This is a genomic window from Corynebacterium spheniscorum (genome assembly GCF_900113445.1).
Lineage (GTDB): Bacteria > Actinomycetota > Actinomycetes > Mycobacteriales > Mycobacteriaceae > Corynebacterium > Corynebacterium spheniscorum.
The window spans coordinates 56,873-75,848 of the sequence record NZ_FOPJ01000014.1 but is presented as its reverse complement, the minus strand read 5'-3'; the positions used below and the strand labels follow the sequence as shown (position 1 = coordinate 75,848).

Below are 18,976 nucleotides of genomic sequence, written 5' to 3'. Positions count from 1 at the left end.
ATCGTCGCCATCAGCTGGGGTTTCGGCTGGGATGAGGCCCTTGATGACGGTGGTGACTACGTCGTCTTCAGCGAGCGGTTCGGTGAAGGTGATCTTGTAGGAGCCGTCTGCTTGCTTTTCAGCGGTGTAGTCGGTGCCTTCAACGAGATCGGTTTCGGTGCCGTCAGCAGCCTTCTTCTTGAGGACCGGTGCTTCATCAGTGAAGGGAGCATCCGGGTCTTCGCCGATGATGACTACGGCGTCCTTGACGGGTCCGTCGGTGACAGTCGAGGTGGCGGTGTAGGTGACACCGGAACCCTTACGGAAGACCCCATCAGGCTCATCAGAGGTGATCTTGATGACGGTATTGATATCACCAATGAAGACGCCCGGATCCACAGTTACCGGGGTGGAGGGCCTGTAGGCATCGTCACGAGCTACATCGACAGTGCCGGTCAGATCAGCGGGGAAGCTGCTTTCTCGAGATTCGATCTCGATAGCATCATCCGGCCCAATCAGACTGCGGTCAACTGGAATGCTGAACGGAGTTTCAGCATCGGGGTTGGCGCTACCAGCGATTTGCTCGGATTCACCAATCTTGGTGCGAGTGCCGTCGGGCGCAATCGCGTAAGCAGTTACCACCGTCTTGGTGGTGTTTTGATGTTGTTCACCGAGCTTACCGGTGATTTCGGTTGCCGTTTCAGGGAACGGATCTGCGACCGGCTCATTTGTGATGGGCTCACCGATAACGGTGATCGGCACTGCATCGGACTCAAGGGTCCTCGGATGGCGCGCAGCGACCGTCAGATTTGTGGACCCAGCTTCGATCCCCAGATCAGCAAGGTTCTTAGCCGAGCAGGTCTCGGGGTTAGCTTCTAGATCTGCGGGCTCGCAGAGCTTAGTATCCCAGAAACCATTAGCTTGGACGGTAGTACGACCGATGATTTCGCGGTCTGCACCCGTGCCACGGTAAACGTAGATCTCAGTTTCAGGCTCGGCGTGGCCGCGCAAGAAGTTTTGAGTGTCGCGCGCGGTATCCAACATCGTGGAATCAATAGTGTCGCCATTGCCATCAGCATTGCCCTTGGCGATGTTGGTGACATCGGGAGCGCAGGACTGATAGAAGTGGTAGTACGCGCCAGTTCGGCTGTACTTAATTTCGCGGTCGACCTTACCGTCGCGAGTCGTTGCCCAGGTCTCGAAGACTAAGTAGTTGTCGGGACTATCGGAAGCGTAGACATCAAGCAGCTTCTGGTTGTTGATGGGCATGTCAACCACGCGGATCGGTGTGGTGAACTGAACCGTGTTCGTCAGAGGGTTGATGACACGGGTGATGTCGTCAACATAGACGGTGTTCGGTTCATTTTGTGCCTCGTTACGCTCTGAAACACGCACGTGTCCATTGCTATCAAAGGCGCTGACCGGAATCAGAACTGGTTGCTTGTTTGCCACGGGATCGGGCAGGGAGTTCTCGTAAGCGAGCTTGGATCCCTTTTGCCACATCACAACATGGTCACCGTCGAGAGCAGCGAGAATACGCGGATCCAGCTTCAGATGAATGTCGTAGGGCGTACCATAAGCGATGTTGTAGTCTACGCCAGGAGCGTGGGCAGAGACCGCGCGGAAGTTAGTGACACCCGTGGGAGCCGGAGTGGTGGAGCGGTTCGGCTGCATGATGCCGCTGACCCGGTCGCCTGAGTTCAGGTAGGTCTTCGTTTGACCAGAAAGCCAGTTGCCGGTGCCCGCAATATCGGTATCGTCGGCATCGAAATCGATCATGGTTCCCATGAGCTCGCCATTATCGATCGAGACTTCACCTCGCGTAGCAACGGCGTACTTGATGTCGTAGCTACCTGGAGTCGTCGGAGTACCCACTAGCGTGAGCTGACCGTTCAATTCGTCGTAGTCCAGTTCGGTGCCTTCGGGCAAGGAGCCTTCATCTACGCGAAGGTAGTTAGAGGAGTAAGGATCATTGTTTTCGTCGAGCAGAGTGTCGATGAGGTAGTTTGCCGGGACCTCAGAACCTGCCCGGATAGTTTCGGACGAATCCGAAGCGCCGACCACAACATTTTTGGAGCCCTCTAGGACGTTTCCGCCACCGGACTGGCCCTGCCAGCGACCTTCAGCCGGGAAGTAGGACTTGCCCGTTGCGGCCTTGATGTTTTCAATGGTGTCATTTAAGACAACGTTGATTTCAGCAGTCTGGCGCTGATCCTGAGTAGCTACCGCGTTGAAAACACCCCACTGACCCTTGACGATCGTTCGCTCATCCGGGTCATCAGAAGGAGGTCGGATGTGGTTCATATCATTGAGAACGCGCCACACACCGGGTTCTCCGGCGTAGGGATCCAGCTCACCGAAAGACTTAGCAGTGAATCGGTTGACGCTGCCGAGGCTGTCGGGCTTCACTTCCTCCATAAAACGGCGGTAGCCGATCGCAAGCGCACCGCTGCTCTTAATAGTGATCTGGCTGATATACGGGGCGAGTTCCGGATCGAAGTGAAGGTAGAACCAATCGATACCTTTAATCGTCGGGCTTGCGAGGGTGCGGTAAATAGCCTGCATACGGAACGAACTTGGCCCGGTTACTTCTTGGAAGTTGACGTCCGTATCAATAATCGGAGTCTTCTTTACCTGGGTGCCATCGGGGTAGGGCCATGCGGTTGCGTTGCGCTGTTCACCACCGGTGACGCCGCACTCAGCTTGATCCGGAGCAGGATCAGAGCTTGGGTTGGTGGCGGAATCGTCACTTTGCTGCGCGGCAGCCACTGCGGATACGCCAGGCACGGCTGCAGGCAATGCAATTGTACCGATGCCCATAATAGGCACGGTTAACGCAGCCAGCGCGCGCCGACCGATAATCCGAGTTTTTACTCGGGATGTATTTGCGTTCATCAAGAACCCTTTCGTGGAATGTAAAACAAAGACCCAATACCCAAGACACGCATTCAGTATTTAAAACTGCATTCGTGGGTGTGAGATGCAATCGCCGTGGTTCTTGACAGCAAGCAGCCCCCATAGAAGCTTCACCATTGAAGTCTTGATGGGAGCAGCAGTCGGCGTGGGTCTCCGACACTGTCCATGAGTCAGATGCAACCCTGCCAGATGTCAAGCAGAGTTGACAATCCGGCGTTTTTGCAGCACAGAGTGTTAAAAGAACATAAAAAATATTCTGTTTCGTTGTCCACCTGGGTAGATGTTTGCCGAGGGGAGAGAATCAGGTTTTTTTAGGAGGGGGCTGCTGGGGGGTGACGTCAAGCCATAAAGCTATACGAATGTATCAAATTTCACTATTGATGCTTTTGCGCCCAGATTGATGCTAGTTCGTTACTAAAACGAAACATCTTGACTGCACACTTTTAGTAGATCGATTGGTGTCGTAGCGTTCGAAGTATCGCTGTGGTGCGCGGCCAAGTATTTTAACGTTTGAGTATGTTTATATGGAAAACTAGAGTTATTCATGAGTATAACGCACTAGTTCTTCGACGTAATTGTGTTCATTTAGCGCGCCACTACGTACGCTGCCTCGCACCCAGTCTCGTTGATCAGTTGTGCTTAATGAAAAGCAAGGTGCGCTATGTGGCTATAACATTAGATCGTTATGGCTCGGCTAGGTTAAATGTACGAAAGGATAGGTTTGTGGAAAAATAAACCTTGATTGTGAGATGAGCCAAGCCTGTTTGAGAATCATCTTAAGGCGTTGCTGGAGGCTCCCCCGATGTACCCATAATTAAACACAGTGACAAAAGCCATCAGAGGTAACGGTCCCCTTCTGTGGCGATGATGAAAAGGTTGTTTTTAGTCTTCATCCCCGCGTCTTAGATGTTTCACGTGAAACATTGAGTATGCAACCTCTTTGTAGCTTCTGGTGGGTGAACGGGCTGCCGTGAGAAGTGAGTGCGACTATTGTGGGGCGGCAAGAGATAGTTCCACTGGAAGCTTGAGTGGGGAGATGAAGATGATCGACACGGCTGTGCGGGCGATCCTACGTCAAGATGGTCAGGCTGCGCCCGAGGTGCAGCCTAAACGAAAGATTCCCACCATGAAGGTGAAGCGAAGCGAAGCGAAGGGACCTTTCGTAATTGCTTTGGATGTAGGCTCCGGCGCAAGCCGCGGCGGCCTGTATGACGCCGAAGGTCGACCAGTGAAGGGTGCGAAACAACGTGTTGAGCATGCCTTCGACACTGGAGCTGATGGTGCCTCGACGATCGACGCCGATCAGGTAGTGGCGGAGTGTCGCCAGATTATCGATGGGATCGTTGAATACATCCGAGCTAATGGACTCGAGGGCAAAGTCGAAGGCCTGATCATGGACACCTTCGCATCTTCGCTGGTCCTGGTAGATGAACAGTACCGAGCATTAATGCCGCTCATGACCTATGCAGACTCGCGCTGCGCTTCGGCGATTCCGAAGCTTAAAGAGCTCGTTGATGAAGAGGACTATCATGCGCGCACCGGAGTTCGGTTACATACCTCCTACCACCCCGCCCGCCTGCTATGGCTCAAACAAGAGCACCCTGAACTATTTGCCCGAGCACATGCGGCCCTGACTCTGGGTGAATATGTGTATTACCACCTCGCGAAGGTGGAAGGTATTGCGATTTCGATGGCAGCGTGGTCAGGTGTCCTTAATGCCCACACTGGCCAGCTGGATCATGAGATCCTTGAGGCCATTGATGTTGATCCTGCGTTGATTCCCACGGTCTGCGACCCCACCGAGGCGATCATTCCGAAGGATGCCGACCTGCCGGAGGTTTGGCGGCCAGTGCTTTCTGGTGTCCCCTGGTATCACACCATTCCGGATGGCTGGGCGTCCAATGTTGGCCCCGGCGCGGTGGATGAAAAGACCGTCGCAGTGGCGGCGGCAACCTCAGGGGCCATGCGCGTGATTTTGCCCCAAGTACCGGAGGAGATCCCTGAGGGCTTGTGGTGCTACCGGGTATCGGCGAAGCAATGCATCATCGGCGGAGCGCTTAATGATGTGGGCCGCGCATTGATCTGGCTGAATAATTGTGTAGCACCGGTCGACTCCAATGAACTTTCGGCAGTGCTGGCGGCACGTTCGGATAGCCCGCTATTGGGATCAGTGCCTGATGTATTGCCCTTCTTTACCGGCGAAAGAGCAACCGGCTGGGTCGGTGATGCGCGGGCCGCTATGAGTGGGATCAGCTTTAGTACTCGTCCGTTGGATCTGTGGCGAGGGGTAGTCGAAGGAATTTCCCTCAGCTACGCCCGGGTATGGGAACAACTCGGTTGGGCTGGTGCAGCGCCGGATCGCGTGATTGTTTCTGGTGGAGTCACCGCGCACTACCCAAATTGGCTCTACTGCCTTGCCGGGGCCTTGCAATGCCCGGTGGTGCCTTTGGAGATGAAGCGTGCAACCCTGCGAGGCACCGCGTTGATTGCCTTAGAGGACATCCAACCTGGTGGTGAGCGTGCGATTCCGCCCTATCGACCGGTGGTCGCTCCCTTTGATGCGGAATATTGGAAGGCGCGCCGAGAGCAGTTTGATGAGAATTATGCTGCGCTGATCAACCCTGATGAAGCCTAAGTGGAGTGAATGTTTCACGTGAAACATTGTGAAACCGAGGGCCCGGCACCTTGGATCCGCACCCGCTGGTGGTTGGGGTTAGGGCTGGGCGCTTATGCGCTAGTGGTGGTGGCCTTGACCATGTTTAAAGGCTATTTCACGATTGGCCGTTTGTGGCGCACGGAAGTGCACCATACCCGTGCCTTGGAGTTGGTGCCCTTCGATGAGCTTGTCCGAGCCCCAACAGCTTTCACCACAATTTTTGGCTACCTGGGCAATATCGGGCTCTTCTTCCCGCTAGGTGTCTTAGTTTTTTCGCTCTTGCGCCACCGTGGTGTCAGGCACCCTTTAAGACGAACGGTGTTCATCTCTGCGGCAGCGAGCCTGACTATTGAGGTAACTCAATATATTTTGGCTAACGGGTACTCAGATATTGATGACCTAATGTGCAATACCTTCGGTGGCTTTTTGGGTGCACTACTGGCACGAAAGGCAGGCCTTAGGTGGCACCGGGTGTGGGGAGCCATCGGTGTGCTGCTCTTGGTGGCCTTCGGCCTGGTTGTAATGCTGGCCTAGGAAATGAGCTTCTTCTCCCGCGCGACGGTGACTGCCGCAGTGCGGGTATCCACCCCGAGCTTGCGGAAAATGTGGATGAGGTGAGTTTTGACGGTGGCAAGGGAGATAAACATTTGGGCCGCAAGCTCACGGTTAGTTGCCCCGGAGGCGAGGGCCTGAAGGATCTCAATTTCGCGCTCGGATAATGCTTCCTCCGGGTGGCTAATACGCTCAGCCAAGGTAGCGGCAACCTCTGGGGCGAGGGTGCGCTGACCGGATGCTGTTCTTAATACCGCATCATGAAGAGCGTGCTCGGGGGCATCTTTGAGCAGATAACCGATGGCGCCAGCAGAAAGCGCGGCAAGAATATCGGCTTCGGAATCATAGGTACTAAGCACTAACACCGGTGGGCCACCGGCGGCTTTGAGTTGGCGAGTTGCTTCAATACCGCTTATCCCAGGCATTTGGATATCCATGACCACAACATCTGGTTGCGGACCGCTGTAATCAGGTTCGATAAGGGCCAAGGCGGCACTGCCATCGGAGCCTTCGGCAATGACCTGGACGTCTTCGAAGCTATTGAGGATTGCCTTAAGGCCCGCGCGCACCACGGGGTGATCATCAATGAGAAGAACGTTGAGCATGACTAGCTCCCCTGCCGTACTGCTAGTGGGATCGATACTGTCAGAATAGTGCCTTGGCCGAAAGTATCGGTGGCATCTTCAAGACGGACATCGCCACCAAGGCGGGTGACGCGCTGGCGGATGGAGGTACTGCCGAAACCACCACCGGCAGTATTCCCCTCGCTGCGGGCAGCATCCACGCCGCGGCCATTGTCGAAAATATCGAGGGTGAGGCTTTCATCCCAGATACCTAAGGAGATGACTGCTTCAGTAGCTTGGGCATGTTGGACGATATTGCCAAGGCCTTGTTGGGCAATTCGGAGGAGCTCCTCGATTACTTCTGGGGGAAGAAGGCGTTCGGAATCACCGGCTAGATGCACGGTGATACTAAGCGGCTGGCCGAGCAGTGCTTGTTGAGCGCTGGTGCTTTGAGCCAGGGCGTGGAGTTCTTCAGGCAGACGGCGACGTGCAGGCAAGGTTCCGAGGCGGTCTACGACGCGCCGGGCCTCGTTGAGGTTATCGGAGGCGACGTTTTCGATGGCGTGGAGTTGTTCTTGGAGTAAAGCGGTGTTGCCTTGCTCGGAGGCGTGTTGGCTGGCTCGGCTAAGTAAGACGATGGAGGAAAAGCCTTGGGTGAGGGTGTCGTGGATCTCGCGGGCGAGGCGTTCGCGTTCGGCGAGGCGGCCAGCCTCGCGCTCGGAGGTTGCTAACTCTTTACGTGTGGCATGCAGATTTTCTGCGACCTGAGCGTAGTAGCGAGCCTCAGACACCAGAACTCGATAAGCGTATTGCATCCCCACTGCCACTAAGACTCCGACGGTGGGGCCGAGGATCGCAGCGCTGGTGCGAGGTTGGGAAGTAGGTAGGAGGGTGGCTGCGAGGAGGAGCAGGAGAATCCAGGGGAGGCTGAGGCGGTAGGGCCAGCAGGAAGCGATGATGAAGACCAGCGGGAAGAGCAGCCATAAGAATGCTGGTGAGAGCATCACGAGGGCGACCCAGAGCGCGCTGATAATGAGGATCCAGAGGTGGATGGCGATGGGTGGGAGGGAGTCGCCGCGGGCAGCTGCGCGGCGTTCGAGGACCGTGCCGAGCAGGTAGATGGCGGCGAAGAGGACTGCGAGCGGCCAGATCCAGTGCGACAGCGGCGTGGGGTTGAGGGCGAGGCGAATGAGCGCGAGGCCGAGGAGTAAGGCGAACAGCACATGCACTGCTACCCGCATGGCGAGAAGCAGATGATCCATATGCGGGCGGGTACGAGGCTGAGAAAGGGTGCGCACGAGCTTAAGGCTAGTGGCTATGAGCGGGCGGATGAATCAACCAGCTGGTTGATTTGGGATGAGGGATACATCATGAAAAGTGCATAGCGGGCCGCGATGCAGCACACTGGGAAGCAGAACTGCGCAGCATGAAGGCGCTTAGTGGAAATGAATCATCCTTATTGAAAATGAATGGTTGGGTACACCATGTTCCTGGGACTAAGAGAAATCCGACATGCGGCGGGGCGGTTCAGTTTGATTTGTGCCGTGGTGGCGCTGATTACCTTGCTGTTGATTATGCTCAGCGGGCTGACAGCTGGGCTGGCGAAGGAAAATACGGCAGCCCTGGAGAACCTGGAGGCTGATCAGATTATCTTCGACACCCCCAGAAATAAAGTGGGGTTTACAGATAGTTTGGTGGACCAAGCCGATCTGGATTATTGGCGAGAGGTACCCGGAGTGACAGAAGTGGAAGCCCTGGGGATTGCTATGACCAGGGTGGAAGGTGAAGACACCGAAGCCCAAGCGGTGGCGCTATTTGCCGAACCCGGGATTGAAGGGGCGGAGCTGCCAGCTAGCGTGGCGGAGTTTTTGAACCTGCACACCGGGGATGAAGTGATTATTGGCGGCAAGGCGTTGAAGGTGAGCGGCACGGATGCTCGTAATGGCACCTACTCGCACCTGCCGGTGATTGTGGTGGATCGAAGCGTGTGGCAGCAGCTCTATTTCACCGACGCATTGGGGACTGTGTTGGTGGCGCATGGTGACTTGGAAGAAGAAGAGTGGACGGTAGCGGCGCAGCGAGCAGCGGAGGAAGGAATTGGGAGCAGCACCGCGGTGACTACGCGGGGAGCGTTTGTGGGGTTGCCGGCCTATGGTGCGCAGCGGAGCTCGTTGATGACGATGCAGGGTTTCCTTTATGTCATCTCAGCGTTGGTGACTATTAGCTTCTTGACGGTGTGGACCATTCAGCGCAGCCGCGAGCTTTCTGTGTTGCGCGCGTTGGGGGCGCCGAAGAGCTATTTGCTTAAAGACGCAATCTCGCAGGCGGCCATTATTTTGGCGGTGGGAGTGGCCATTGGTGCAGTGTTGGCCCTGATTTTAGGGAGCCTGGCACAACGTGGGGCGGTGCCTTTTAACCTCAACTGGGTGACGGTGGTGGGGCCGGTGATTGGCACCTGGGTGCTTGGTGTGTTGGGGGCAGTGATAGCGACCCGCTCGATTAATAAATTAGATCCGCTGACCGCTTTGGGTGGGACGGCTTAGCGCTCCGATGGAGAACAAAGGAAAAGAGCAGACTCAGATGAATAAAGAAGCAGCGAAGCAGCCAAATGGTAGCGGCAGACTTACGCATGTGAACCCAAAGGAGCGCGTGCAGATCCATAACCTCACCCTGACCTACCCGGATGGGCCAAGCACCTTGACGGTGCTTGATGATGTGAGCATGAGCATTGCCGCAAAGGAGCTGACCATGCTGAGCGGTGAATCCGGGTCCGGGAAATCCACGTTGTTGGCGGTGGTTGCGGGTTTGACTACCCCGGATAGCGGGAAGGTGATTATTGATGGCACTGATATCACCACGCTTTCGGAAAAAGAACGCTCGGCGTATCGCTGCGCACATATTGGGATTGTGTTTCAGCAGCCGAATCTCTTGGGCTCTTTGAATGCGCGGGACCAGTTGGTGGTGTTGGAGCATATGCGTGGGGTGCGCGGCAAAGAATTGAAAGCCGCTGCCGGACGAGCCGATGAGCTATTAGCGCAGGTGGGGTTGGGTGGTTTGGGGGATCGCCGGATTGCGGAGCTTTCTGGTGGGCAACGCCAACGCGTGGGGATTGCCCGCGCCATTATGAATCAGCCAGCGGTATTGCTGGCCGATGAACCGACCAGCGCCTTGGATAGTGCGCTATCAGCAGAGATCGTGGAGCTACTAGCCCAGATCACGCATGAGATTGGCTGTGCGACCTTGATGATCACCCATGATCAACAACAATTACCCAAAGCTGATCGGCTGATGACCTTAGAAGACGGGGTGCTACATGAACCAGAACACTAAAACCTAAGTTGAGCTGGGGATATGGGGAGCGATCAACCAGGTGGTTGATGGCGAAATCAACGCCCCAGCCGATGAAAAGAGCAGGTCGCAGCACGCACACTTAAAGCATCTCCACAGAAAGGTAAAGAAGAGATGCTAGTGAAAAATGCGAGGTGCACAGAGTGTTCCTAGGGACTAAAGAAATCCGCCATGCCCGTGGCCGGTTCGGACTGATCACCTCTGTGGTCGGGCTGATTACCTTATTGCTGATTATGCTCACGGGGTTGACCAATGGGCTGGGGAAGGAAAATACCTCAGCGTTGGAAAACCTCGGCGCTGATCGCATTATCTTCCACACCCCCAGCGGGAAACCGAGCTTTAGCGATAGCGAGGTAACCCAAGAAGAACTCACATACTGGGCGCAGGTACCAGGGGTGGAGGAAGCAGAAGCCCTCGGAGTTGCCCAAACCCGGCTAGAAGCCCGCAGCGGCGAAGCTGAACCCATTGCGCTTTTCGCCCGCGAAGGAATCAGCGGCGTGGAATTACCCACCGATGTTGCCGAAGAATTAGGCCTGAGCACTGGGGATGCGGTGCGACTCAATGGTCAAGACCTCAGGATTAGCGATAGCACCAAAAACTATGGCTCCTATTCCCACCTGCCTGTCGCGGTGGTGGGGTTAGATACCTGGGCGAAGCTCCACCACAGTGATGCCGCCGGCACTGTGCTTTTAGTACGAGGCGAGCTGGATAATTCTGCCTGGGATGAGGCTGCCACTCACGCCCCCACTAAGGATGCTGGGAAGAGCAGTGCCGCAACCTTGAAACAAGCCTTTGGTGCCTTGCCGGCATACCAAGCAGAACGCAGCTCGCTAGTGAGCATGCAGGGCTTTTTATATGTGATCTCCGCGCTAGTGACCATTAGCTTCCTGACCGTGTGGACCATGCAGCGCAGCCGCGAACTATCCGTACTGCGCGCATTAGGTGCACCACTGCCCTACCTCTTTAAAGATGCCTTGGGACAAGCAGCTGTGGTGCTAGGCCTCGGGGTACTTGCCGGGGCAACACTGGGTACTGCCTTAGGTGTGCTTGCTACCCGCAGCCCGGTGCCCTTTGATTTAAGCGCTGCCGCTGTACTGATTCCCAGCATGGGGATTTGGGTACTTGGCCTAGGCGGTGCGGTATTGGCGACGCGATCAATTAATTCTTTGAACCCAGTCAGTGCACTGGGAGGAGTGGCATAAATGCTGAAAACAACTATGACAACCACCTTGGGGACACACTCCCCCACTGCTGGTGCACAAGAAACCGAGGCTTTAGTAGAAGTCCGCGATATCCACATGAGCTACCGCGATGGGCAAGAAACCCGAAGCGTGCTGAAAGACGTGAGCCTGGCGGTACACGCTGGTGAGCTGTGCATGCTCACCGGGGAATCTGGTTCAGGTAAGTCCACCTTGCTGGCGATTATGGCGGGCCTGACGGAAGCGACCTCCGGGGAGGTACTGGTAGCTAGTGAAAACCTCAGCGCAATGAGCGAAGCTGAACGCAGTGCCCTGCGCTTAAGCCAGATGGGCATTATTTTCCAACAACCGAATCTGCTGTCAGCACTGAATGCCCGCGAACAGTTGCTGATGATGGACCACCTGCGTGGTTTACGTGGAAAAGCGCTTAAGGCCCGTGCCGCACATGCCGATGAACTATTGGCAAAAGTGGGTTTAGCGGGGCTGGGTGATCGCCGGATGGGTGAACTTTCTGGTGGTCAACGCCAACGTGTGGGGATTGCTCGCGCACTAATGAACGATCCAGTTCTTTTGCTTGCGGATGAACCCACCAGCGCCTTGGATCGCGCACTATCAGATGAGGTGATGGAGTTGCTTGCGCGCTTAACCAGGGAGATTAACTGCGCCAGCGTGGTAATCACACATGATCAGAACCAAGTGGGCGTGGCTGATCGGGTTCTGTCATTGGTTGATGGGGAGATATTCCCAGGAAGTTCCTATTAAGAAAATAAGGGTTCTGGGGTGTTGGAGGTTTATACTTACGCCTCATGGAACGGGACTATGAGCGCATTGGCCGGATGGAGAATTTCGGGCCCGAGCATATATCAATGCTGGTCTTGGCCACCATCCTGGTCATTGGGATCATTTATTTGGCCCGGAAAGATCGCATTAACGAAAAAGCGGTGACTCGTGCGGGGTGGGCGTTGTTGTTTATTACAACGGCGTGGACTTCTTGGGATTTGATGCCGCGTTATTTCGATCCCCAAGTTTCCTTCCCTTTGGAATTGTCCGATTGGCTCCGCTTCATTACCGCCTATGCCATGATTACCCGTTCCGGGTGGGCGATCTCTACCGCCTACTACTGTGGGCTGACGCTTAATGTGCAAGCGATCCTGACCCCGGACTGTGATTATCGCAGCGTGCCGGCGCTGGAATTTTCCATGTATTGGTTCTTGCATATCGCGGTGCTGTTGGGGCCGATCCTCTTGGTGTGGGGCGAAGGCTATCGCCCCACCTGGAAGGGCTTTGGCACCGCCTATGGCATTACCGGGATTTGGGCGCTGACGGCGATGAGCGTGAACTTCCTTATCGGCTCTAACTATGGCTACCTCAATGGTGCTCCCCCGGGGCCCTCGGCCTTGGACTTTATGGGGCCATGGCCCACCTACCTCTTTGTGGGAATGGGACTTTTAGCTTTTGCCTGGGCTGTGCTGATGACCTGGCCCTGGTACCTGGTGGGTGAAAATAAAAACCAGGGTGGTGGGATGGCGCGCCGGGTACGAGACTCCAAGGCCTATGGGGCGCTGCGGCAAAAATTTGGCCGCAAACGCCGGGAGAACACCCCGGCTGCGGTGCCGCGAGCAAAGACTAGCGCGGCGGTGAAACGCACGGCGAGGATCACGGCCTCGGTGGCGGTGGCTTCACTGCTGACTGCGACAGTGGTGGATATTGTGCGTAAGCCGCGGGCTTAGGGCATAAAAAATCGCTCTGTTTCCTTTTTCTTGGGAGGACAGAGCGAATTTTTTATTGTTGGAGGCCGATCTTCGCGCGTTCGGCGAAGCCACGGATATGTTGCACCGCGATGCGTTGGGCTTCTGCTGAGTCGCGGTTATGTACCGCGGCGAGTAATAAGCGATGTTCTTTTTGGAGGATCTCTACCTCAGCACGCCAGTCTGGAAGTTGCTTGACGGCAGCGAGAACATAACCCAATACCGAGGAACGCAAGGCACCTAAGGTGGTGTCCACCACCGCATTGCCGCCTAGGGCGGAGATGAGGGTGTGGAATTGCATATCGAGATCGTGGAAGGTTTCTTGGTTGATCTTAGGATCATCCATGCGATCAAGAAGTGCGGCGGCTTCTGCGAGCGCGGCATCGCGCTGGGCGGAATCTTCGCAGTGGGCAGCTTGGGCAGCGGACCAGCCTTCCACGAGTTCACGGAATTCGATGGTGTCGGCAACATTGAAGCTGCGAACGAGAAGGTGCATGGCCATGGCCCGGGAGAAACCTTCTTGGGGTTCCGAGGCGATGAAGGAACCAGCATCCGGGCCGGTACCGGCGGAAGAACGGATAATGCCAAAAGCTTCGAGGACTCGGAGGCCCTCGCGGACACTGGAGCGTCCTACTCCGCATTCCATGCAGAGTGTTCTTTCTCCGGGAATGCGAGACCCCGCCTTCAAGCTTCCATCACGCAGTCCTGCTTCGATGAGGTTGATGACCTGTTCGGAGGCGCGTGAGGGCATGAGGCGGGGTCCTTCTTGGGGCACTGTGATGGCTTATGCCATTAGTTTTGTTTACTGAACAGGCAGCATACCCGCAAGAATGTCGGATTGTAGATAAACCAGGCAGCAGAGGATCAGGAGCAGGAAGACAGACCAGCCCATGACCTTGCGCAGAATTTCGGATTCTTGGTTCGGGATACCCGCGGCGGTGGCGGCAATGGCCAGGTTCTGCGGGGAGATCAACTTACCAACCACACCACCAGCGGTGTTGGCGGCAACTGTCAGCGAAGGATCAATGCCGGCGTTAGTAGCAGCGGTCTGCTGCAGCTTGGCGAAGAGCGCATTCGCGGAGGTATCGGAGCCGGTCACGGCGGTACCAATCCAGCCGAGGATCGGCGAGATGAAGGCATAAGCGGCACCGGTGCCGGCCATCCACACACCGATGGAGGTGGTTTGGCCAGAAAGGTTCATGACATAGGCCAGGGCGAGCACCATCATGATGGTGACGGCTGCCCAGCGCATGCGGTAGATAACTCGAACGTATTCCACGACCGCGTTGCCGAAGTGAAGGCGGAATTGTTCATCCTTCTTGCCGGCAATGGAGTAGAGAAGGGCCACCAACAAGCCGGTGATGATCAGCAGGGTACCTGGCGAGGAGAGCCAGCTGAGGGTGTAGGTGGTAGACCCGAGGGGATCGCCACTGGCATCGACGATGCCCTTGGAGATGATGGGCCAGGGGATCTTGATGTCGGTGGAGGACAACCAGGCGGGGATATGGGAACCCAGCTTGGCGGCACCGAAGACGATGATGACCAGCACGTAGGGGGCCAGCGCCAAGGTGGTGCGGGAAGCACCCAGGGCGGAGGCAGGGATAGCGGGCTTGATATCGAGGCGCTTGCGGGCCTCGTCACCACCGCGGGGCTTCCAGAAGCGCATGAAGATGACAGCGGAAGCCAAGCCAACGAGGGAGGCGACGATGTCGGTGAGCTCGTAGGAGAAGTGGTTGGAGCACCAGTACTGCGAAGCAGAGAAGGATAGTGCCACGACTAGGCCCACGGGCCAGGCATCCTTCAGGCCGCGACGGCCATCGAGGATCCACAGCAAAATGAAGGGCACGATAAGAGCCAAGAGCGGGGCCTGACGACCAACGATGGCACCAATGTGGGCCGGGTCGATGCCGGTCAGGCGACCAGCGGTGGTAATCGGGATGGCGACTGCGCCATAAGCAACGGGTGCGGTATTAGCCAGCAGCACCGCGCAGGCAGCGCGTAGCGGTTTAATGCCTAGGGCCATAACCATGGTGGCTGTAATGGCAACCGGGGCGCCGAAGCCGGCGAGGGCTTCCAGCAAGCCACCGAAGCAGAAGGCGATCAGCAGGGCCTGGACGCGGACGTCACCTTGGCCAATTTGGTCGAAGATGGAGCGGAGATCCTCAAAGCGTCCGGAAATGACTGTGACTTGATATAGCCAGATCGCGGAAATAACGATGAAGAGCACGGGGTGTGCACCGAAGACTGCGCCTTCGGTGGCTGCCAGGAGGGCGAAACCTGCTGGCATGGACATGGCGAAAATGGCGATCGCGATGGCGGCAATCAAAGCACATGCGCCGGCGATATGGGCTTTAGCTTTGAAGCCGACCAACATGATGAAGAAGGTCAGCAGCGGGATGAGTGAGACCAAGGCGGTCCACATCACGCTGCCGCCCACCGCATCGGTGGTGGGGGTGAAAGTCTGCACGGGCTTTCTCCTGCATTTCTAATTTGGTTACTCAGGAGCGCGAAAACACACACTCCTGGCTTGGTCAGACCGTACGGTCGGACCATATGGTCAGGCCATGAAGTTTACACCACAGAAGCCCTGAAATAGTGATCCCAGGCATAGCGAAGCAGGCGCGGGGGTAAAGATTATTGATGCCTAAATTGCCAAGAAATACCCGGCGAATAATGCCGGATATTGGGGGTGATCGCCGATAAAAATACCTAGACTTAACCTTAAAGCCGCAGGATAAGCAGGGGTAAAGTACGAAGAGTGTGACTTTGGGGCGCGAGCCTGGTGGTGCAGTGTGGTGGCGGGGGTAAAAGAATGCTGGCCGGGTAGCTCAGGGGAACAATTTGGCGCGCAATTAAGTTGGGTCCCGGAAATAAGCCATATGAATATTTCTTAAATAGGGAACCAAATAGCGAGAATATGTCTGGCTATGCCCGTTTATGTGGGAGTTGGTGTGGCAGAGCTTTTCCCCTGGAGTGCGGGAGGCTGCGCTGAGTTGCGGGAGGCGGGACTCGAATAAAGCCCAAAAACGCAGCACAAAGCCCCCTTCGGAGTGAAGGGGGCTGTGGTGGCAGATGGGGTTAGGGAAGTTCGCTGACCTTATTGCGATCATCCCAGGGAGTGCGCACATGCTCCGGGGTGAGTTCCTCTACGCCGGCGACACCCAGCAGGTGCAAGCTGACCTCGAGTTCATCGCGGATGAGCTCGATGACGCGGTCGACACCCTCGCGGCCGCCGGCCATGAGGCCATAGAGGTAGGCGCGGCCGATGAGCACAAAGTTGGCGCCCAAGGCGAGAGCGGTGAGGACATCATTGCCGGAGCGGATGCCGGAGTCGTAGATGATTTCTACATCCGGGCCGAGCTCGTGGCGGATTTCCTGCAGCGCACGAAGCGGGATCGGCGAGCGGTCCAGCTGGCGGCCGCCGTGGGTGGAGACGATGATGCCATCGGCGCCGGCGTCGAGCACGCGGCGGGCATCTTCGGGGGTGAGGATGCCTTTGACGAAGAGCGGGCCCTGCCAATAATCGCGGATCCAGGCGAGGTCATCCATGTTGAGGGTGGGCTCGAACATGCCATTGATCAGCGAAGCGACATCGCTGGCGCTATCGGAAAGCGAAGCGAAGTTCAGCGGATCGGTGGTGAGGAAGTTGAACCACCACTCCGGGCGGTAGGAGGCATCCAGCACCGTTTTGATGGTGAGTCGCGGCGGGATGGTCATGCCATTGCGGCTATCGCGGAGGCGCTGGCCGGCGACTGGGGTATCGACGGTGACGATGAGGGTGTCATAGCCGGCAGCTTGGGCGCGGTCGAGGAGTTCGCGGGAGCGTTCCTTATCGCGCCAAAGATAAAGCTGGAACCAGCGGCGAGCATTGGGGTCCTCCGCGGTGGAGGTGGCGGTGACTTCCTCGAGGGAACGCGTGCCCATGGTGGAAAGACAGAAGGGGATGCCGGCTGCTGCGGCAGCGCCGGAGCCAGCATCTTCACCTTCGGTTTGCATGAAGCGAGTAAAGCCAGTGGGGGCGATGCCAAAAGGCAGGGCGCTGGAACCACCGGCGACGGTGGTGGCCAGGTTCACGGTTTCATAGCCGCGCAGCACACTGGGGACGAATTCGCAGGCCTGGAAGGCCTCCATGCTGCGCTTTGCCGTGATTTCATCGACCGCGGCGCCATCCACGTAGTCGAAGGCAGGTTGGGGGGTACGGCGCTTGGCGATGCGACGCAGCTCTTCGACATTGGTTACCTTGCTGAGGCGGGCATGGCGCCCAAACTTAGGAACCTCGAAGCGCATGAGGGGGCGTAGCTCAGAGATCTGCGGGAGTTGACGCTTCATCGCAGGTCCACCTTTCCTTGAAATAGGGAAACTATCAGGGGGTTCGGGTGAGTACGTTGATATGGGTGTGCGTCAGCATGAGCTGTGCTGTTGCTGCTCGCCGTGAGGAGATATGTGATTAGCGGGCCCGCACGTCCGTGGCTGCGTAGGAGCGGGTGCCAATCGCGATGGCGATAAGCGACAGAATCAAACAAATGGCGATCGCCGTGGCTGCGGCGTAAATGGAACCATCCGTTGCTCGAAGAATAGCCGTCAACATCAACGGCGTGAAGCCTGCGACCACAGCACCATTGGCTTCGCGGGCCAAAGCAATGCCACTGAAACGCTCGGCAGCTGGGAAAAGACCGGCGAGGTAAGAGCCCTGCGCGCCGGAAGTCATGGCGATCACCACACCATAACCAAAGGCAATGGCGATACCGGCGGTCACGGCACTGCCGCTGGCGAGTGCCTTCATGAAAGGGAAAGCGTAGATGGCGCCGACGAAACAACCGGTGGCAAGAATCTTGCCGGAACCGAAGCGATCTGCCAGCACGCCACCCACGGGGGTGGCGACCACACCGAAAAGCGTTCCGATGGTCACGGCCGCCAACGCCGAGGATCGGTCCAAGCCCACCGCCGGGGACACCATGAAACCAATGGCGAACACCGCCATGGCGTAGTTGAGACAATTGTGGCCGGTAACAGCCATGAAGGCGGTGATCACCGAGCGGGCGTGTTTACGCCACAACTCGACAACCGGGACACGCTGCTTTTCGGCTTCCATGCGTTTGGCCATGGCCTCCACATATTCCGGGGTCTCTTCCAAACGGCGGCGGATGAACACAGCTAGCGCAAAGAGTACCGCGGAGATGAGGAAGGGAACACGCCATGCCCAGCCCAATAAGGTGGCATCCCCCAATGAGGAGACCGCCAAGAAGGCGCCGGTGGCGATCACAATGCCCAGCGGGGGCATGCTGAGCACCGCGGAGGTGAGCAGCCCGCGTTTAGCAGGTGGGGCGAATTCGGCGACCAAGGTCATGGCACCTGCGAGCTCGGCACCAGCGCCGAGGCCCTGGATAAGCCGCAAGAGCACTAGGAGAATGGGGGCGAGAATACCGACCGCGGCGGCGGTGGGCAGAAGACCGATGGCAACAGTGGCGAGGCCCATCATCAAGATGGAGGCCATCATGGCGGGGCGGCGGCCATAAGCGTCGCCAATATGGCCGATGATTAGGCCACCGAGGGGGCGGGCAACGAAGCCCACCGCGAAGGTGGCGAAGGTAGCGAGCTGTTGGCCGGTGGTGAAATCTTTGAAGAATAGTGGGCCGATGACCACGCCGGCGGCTGCACCATAGAGCGCGTAGTCATACCACTCAATAACCGTGCCGAGTACGGCTGCGAATAATGCGCGGCGACCGGCTGGGGTGAGTTTATTGGGGTCGTGGAGTTCGGTGTTGTTGATGGGGGACTCAAGTGGAGTCCCGGTGGTGGTGTGAGGCCGTGATGTAGCTTCGCCCTCGTGATTATTAGGGTTGGGAGGAGTAGTCATGGTGCGAGAATCATCATTTCTACGTCGAAGTTGGGACAGGGGGCGTGAAACTTTGGGCGTGAAACTTTGTGGAGTGAGCCCTAGGGCGTGAGCTGTGGGTTAGGTGTTCTTCCGAAAAGGGGAAAGGACAGTGTGTCAGCGGCCGTGACGGGTGTGTG

General features: G+C 56.9%; 14 protein-coding genes. 7 read left to right on the top strand and 7 right to left on the bottom strand.

Translation table 11 applies throughout. From position 1 onward, the window contains the following. On the bottom strand, nucleotides 1–2,799 hold a 2,799-nt coding region (locus tag BMZ01_RS09580), incomplete at its 3' end, for a hypothetical protein (protein ID WP_177180142.1). Between the two features lie 1,222 nt (nucleotides 2,800–4,021). On the opposite strand from BMZ01_RS09580, the gene BMZ01_RS09575 reads away from it, so the two are divergent. Then, nucleotides 4,022–5,530 carry a gluconokinase gene (locus BMZ01_RS09575; protein ID WP_092286834.1) on the top strand — a complete coding sequence of 503 codons (1,509 nt, stop codon included), beginning with the start codon at nucleotides 4,022–4,024 and terminating at the stop codon, nucleotides 5,528–5,530. A gap of 18 nt (nucleotides 5,531–5,548) precedes the next feature. Continuing rightward, entirely contained in the window at nucleotides 5,549–6,085 is a 537-nt protein-coding gene (locus BMZ01_RS09570; RefSeq protein ID WP_177180141.1) for a VanZ family protein, read from the top strand. Here BMZ01_RS09570 and BMZ01_RS09565 read toward each other — a convergent pair. Beyond that, nucleotides 6,082–6,708, bottom strand: coding sequence for a response regulator transcription factor (locus BMZ01_RS09565; protein ID WP_092286812.1), 627 nt, complete (start codon nucleotides 6,706–6,708; stop codon nucleotides 6,082–6,084). The genes BMZ01_RS09570 and BMZ01_RS09565 overlap by 4 nt on opposite strands. Nucleotides 6,709–6,710: 2 nt before the next feature. Beyond that, on the bottom strand, nucleotides 6,711–7,964 hold the full coding sequence (locus BMZ01_RS09560; protein WP_143067488.1) for a sensor histidine kinase: 1,254 nt from the start codon (nucleotides 7,962–7,964) through the stop codon (nucleotides 6,711–6,713). A 171-nt stretch (nucleotides 7,965–8,135) separates the two neighbouring features. Between BMZ01_RS09560 and BMZ01_RS09555 the strand changes: the two genes are divergently transcribed. The 5 genes from BMZ01_RS09555 to BMZ01_RS09535 all read left to right on the top strand — a co-directional run bounded on the left by BMZ01_RS09555 (nucleotide 8,136) and on the right by BMZ01_RS09535 (nucleotide 12,943). Continuing rightward, a complete protein-coding gene (locus BMZ01_RS09555; RefSeq protein ID WP_223845958.1) occupies nucleotides 8,136–9,209 on the top strand; it encodes an ABC transporter permease in 1,074 nt (357 codons plus the stop codon). 88 nt (nucleotides 9,210–9,297) lie between these two features. Further along, a complete protein-coding gene (locus BMZ01_RS09550) occupies nucleotides 9,298–9,996 on the top strand; it encodes an ABC transporter ATP-binding protein (protein ID WP_223845957.1) in 699 nt (232 codons plus the stop codon). 161 nt (nucleotides 9,997–10,157) lie between these two features. Beyond that, nucleotides 10,158–11,216 carry an ABC transporter permease gene (locus BMZ01_RS09545; RefSeq protein ID WP_092286806.1) on the top strand — a complete coding sequence of 353 codons (1,059 nt, stop codon included), beginning with the start codon at nucleotides 10,158–10,160 and terminating at the stop codon, nucleotides 11,214–11,216. 96 nt (nucleotides 11,217–11,312) lie between these two features. Further along, nucleotides 11,313–11,975 carry an ABC transporter ATP-binding protein gene (locus tag BMZ01_RS09540; RefSeq protein ID WP_395891097.1) on the top strand — a complete coding sequence of 221 codons (663 nt, stop codon included), beginning with the start codon at nucleotides 11,313–11,315 and terminating at the stop codon, nucleotides 11,973–11,975. A 44-nt stretch (nucleotides 11,976–12,019) separates the two neighbouring features. Beyond that, nucleotides 12,020–12,943 (top strand): YwaF family protein, encoded by a 924-nt coding sequence (locus BMZ01_RS09535; protein ID WP_092286804.1) that lies wholly within the window; start codon nucleotides 12,020–12,022, stop codon nucleotides 12,941–12,943. Nucleotides 12,944–12,995: 52 nt separating this feature from the next. On the opposite strand, the gene BMZ01_RS09530 is transcribed toward BMZ01_RS09535, so the two are convergent. The 4 genes from BMZ01_RS09530 to BMZ01_RS09515 form a co-directional block, all read right to left on the bottom strand. Further along, entirely contained in the window at nucleotides 12,996–13,712 is a 717-nt protein-coding gene (locus tag BMZ01_RS09530) for a FadR/GntR family transcriptional regulator (RefSeq protein ID WP_092286802.1), read from the bottom strand. A 51-nt stretch (nucleotides 13,713–13,763) separates the two neighbouring features. Next, entirely contained in the window at nucleotides 13,764–15,428 is a 1,665-nt protein-coding gene (locus BMZ01_RS09525; RefSeq protein WP_092286800.1) for an L-lactate permease, read from the bottom strand. Nucleotides 15,429–16,039: 611 nt separating this feature from the next. After that, nucleotides 16,040–17,290, bottom strand: a complete 1,251-nt coding sequence (locus BMZ01_RS09520) for an alpha-hydroxy acid oxidase (RefSeq protein WP_092286798.1) — start codon at nucleotides 17,288–17,290, stop codon at nucleotides 16,040–16,042. A 118-nt stretch (nucleotides 17,291–17,408) separates the two neighbouring features. Continuing rightward, nucleotides 17,409–18,818 (bottom strand): MFS transporter, encoded by a 1,410-nt coding sequence (locus BMZ01_RS09515; protein WP_092286796.1) that lies wholly within the window; start codon nucleotides 18,816–18,818, stop codon nucleotides 17,409–17,411. Nucleotides 18,819–18,976 lie beyond the last annotated feature (158 nt).